2 protein-coding genes are annotated in these 1,706 nt (G+C 65.8%); both read left to right on the plus strand.

The window, feature by feature from the left end:
• Positions 1-984 (plus strand): beta-ketoacyl reductase (locus ABZ887_RS51075; RefSeq protein WP_361306583.1); only part of this gene is annotated, 984 nt, incomplete at its 5' end.
• Positions 985-993: 9 nt separating this feature from the next.
• On the plus strand, positions 994-1,706 hold a 713-nt coding region (locus ABZ887_RS51080), incomplete at its 3' end, for a beta-ketoacyl synthase N-terminal-like domain-containing protein (RefSeq protein ID WP_361306585.1).

Raw genomic sequence — 1,706 nt, forward strand, 5'->3', positions numbered from 1 at the left:
GTGCTGTCGGCGAAGGCTGACGCGGCGTGGAACCTGCACGAGCTGACCGAAGACGCGGGCCTGGCCGGCTTCGTGCTGTACTCCTCGGCCGCAGCGGTCATGGGGAGCGCGGGGCAGGGCAGTTACGCCGCGGCGAACGCGTTCCTGGATGCGCTGGCCGTCTATCGCCGGGATCGGCAGCTGGCCGGTCAGTCGCTGGCCTGGGGCCTGTGGGAACAGACCTCGGAGATGACCGAGCAGCTGGAGGGTGCGGGTCGGTCCCGTCTGCGCCGCGGCGGTGTTCAGCCGATGACGACCGTCCAGGGTCTGGCACTGTTCGAGGCCGCGGTCGCGTGGGGTGTCCCGTCGGCGGTCCCGGCCCGCCTCGACCTGACGGGACTGTCACGCCCGGGACGACCGCTGCTTCCGTTGCTGAGCGGTTTGGCAGCCGGAATGCCCGCCCGCCCCGCTGCTGCACTGGCTGCGGCCGGCGGTGGGCTGGCCGAGCGGCTGGCCGTGCTCAGTCCGGCGGACCGGGAGCGGGAGGTCCTGCGGGCCGTTCAGGCTGCCACCGCTGTTGTGTTGGGTCATACCAGCCCGGCTGAGATCGATTCCCAGCGGGCGTTCCGTGACATGGGCATCGACTCGCTGACCGCGCTGGAGCTCCGCAACCGACTCGCGGCCGAGACCGGCCTGAGCCTTCCCGCCACCCTGGCCTTCGACCAACCGACCCCGGCCGAACTCGCCCGGCACCTGCGAGAAGAAATTTGCCCCGATGCCGATGGGCAGAATGAGCCCACTGAAGCTGTGCTCAGGAAAATATTGGCATCCGTTCCTATGTCTCGGTTCCGCGACGCAGGCCTCATGGAAGCATTGCTTAAGCTCGCTGATTTTCATGATGACACTCTCGCGCCACAGCAGAGCACCAAAGCCGAGCTGATCGATACTATGGATGCCGAAGGCCTCGTACGTATGGCGTTTGGCAGGGGAAAAGATGACGCGTAGCCATACTGAATGAATGGGGTCAAGATGAGTATATCTGCTGATGAGATCCTTGAAGCGCTGCGCGTATCTCTGAAAGAGACTGAACGGCTAAGGCAGTATAGTAGCCACCTTGTTTCTGCGTCGCGCGAACCAATTGCGATCGTGGGGATGGGTTGTCGGTTCCCGGGTGGGGTGGAGGATCCGGAGGGTTTCTGGCGGTTGGTTGCGGGGGGCTCCGATGGGATGTCGGGGTTCCCGGTGAACCGTGGCTGGGACGTGGCGGGCTTGTCGGACCCGGATTCCGGTGACGCGGGTGGGGGTTACGCCCGAGTGGGTGGGTTCCTGGATGGTGCGGGTGATTTCGATGCGGAGTTTTTCGGGATCAGTCCGCGTGAGGCGTTGGGGATGGATCCCCAACAGCGACTTCTCTTGGAGACGTGCTGGGAGGCGTTGGAGGACGCGGGGATTGCCCCGGGTTCGTTGAAAGGGACCGATACGGGGGTGTATGCCGGCATCATCGCTTCGAGATACCGGGCCGGTGAGCAGGATGGTGCTGGTGGTTTTGGCCTGACGGGGACGACGGCGAGTGTGGCGTCGGGTCGGGTGGCGTATTCGCTGGGGTTGCAGGGTCCCGCGGTCTCGATCGACACGGCGTGTTCGTCGTCGCTGACGGCGATTCACCTGGCGGCGCAGGCGTTGCGGTCGGGTGAGTGCGGGATCGCGCTGGCCGGCGGCGTCACGGT

This window comes from Streptomyces sp. NPDC047061 (assembly GCF_040643955.1).
Taxonomy (GTDB): Bacteria; Actinomycetota; Actinomycetes; order Streptomycetales; family Streptomycetaceae; genus Streptomyces.